The 1122-nt window shown below is 46.2% G+C and carries 1 protein-coding gene; it reads left to right on the forward strand.

Annotated elements, in window-relative coordinates; translation table 11 throughout:
- Positions 1 to 810, forward strand: an 810-nt coding sequence (locus tag LD39_RS21545; protein ID WP_035554003.1) for a branched-chain amino acid aminotransferase, incomplete at its 5' end; no start/stop codon positions are given.
- Positions 811 to 1122: the final 312 nt, after the last annotated feature.

The following is a 1122-nucleotide window of genomic DNA, read 5'->3' on the forward strand; positions in this document are numbered from 1 at the left end:
CGTCCGGACAAGAACCTGGAGCGTCTGAACCAATCCAGCGATCGCTTGAGCATTCCGCCGATTGACGAAGAAGAAGTGATGGGCTACTTGAAAGAGCTCGTCAGCATCGAGAAGGACTGGGTGCCTTCCTTTGAAGGAACATCGCTTTACATTCGTCCGTTCATCATTGCGACGGAGCCGAGTCTTGCAGTTGCCCCTTCGAAAATGTACACGTTCATGATTATCCTGTCTCCGGTAGGACCTTATTTCTCCGGCGGCATTCACCCTGTCACAATCAATGTTGAAGAGAAATTCACCCGCGCCGTAAAAGGCGGAACCGGTATGGCAAAAACAGCCGGAAACTATTCATCCGGATACCAGGCGCAGGCGAAAGCGAGCCAAACAGGAAACAATGATGTATTGTGGCTTGACGGTATTGAAAAACGCTATATTGAAGAAGTCGGCAGCATGAACATCTTTTTCAAAATTGACGGCGAAGTTGTGACGCCAGAGTTAAGTGGCAGCATCCTGCGCGGAATCACACGGACGTCAATCCTTGAAGTGTTGAATGAGTGGGATGTTCCCGTCACCGAACGGAAAATTTCGGTTGAAGAGCTTTACCAGGCCTATGAGGACGGTAAGCTTGAAGAAGCGTTTGGTACCGGAACGGCAGCCGTTATATCTCCAGTCGGCAAGCTGAATTGGAACGGCAAGCAAATGGTCATCAATGACAACGAAATCGGCCCGCTTTCCCAAAAGCTCTACGACACGATTACTGGTATTCAACGCGGTAGAAAAGAAGATACGTATAATTGGACGGTAGAAGTATAAGCAATCGAAAGCCCCTCAGGTTCCCGGAAAAAGGGAAGGCCATGAGGGGCTTTTTTTATTTTCTAGTTTAGTTTGATAGAAGATCACTCATTCGACTTGTTTTGTCGGGATCTAGCCCTCTATCATTACCGATCAAAGGAAGTTTTGTAGAACCATAGCTTTGTTTAAGAAACCTATAGACCCTCTGATATTCTGGTGGTATTCTTTTTTTACAACAAAATAGGGTAGGGAGAGGGATGCTTATGAAGCGATCTGAAATGTTTGGTTTGGTAGTCATTGGTTATGCTCTCTTGTGCTGTTTTATTTTTTTGT

The sequence above is a fragment of the Halobacillus sp. BBL2006 genome (assembly GCF_000786645.1).
In the GTDB taxonomy this organism is placed as follows: domain Bacteria; phylum Bacillota; class Bacilli; order Bacillales; family Halobacillaceae; genus Halobacillus.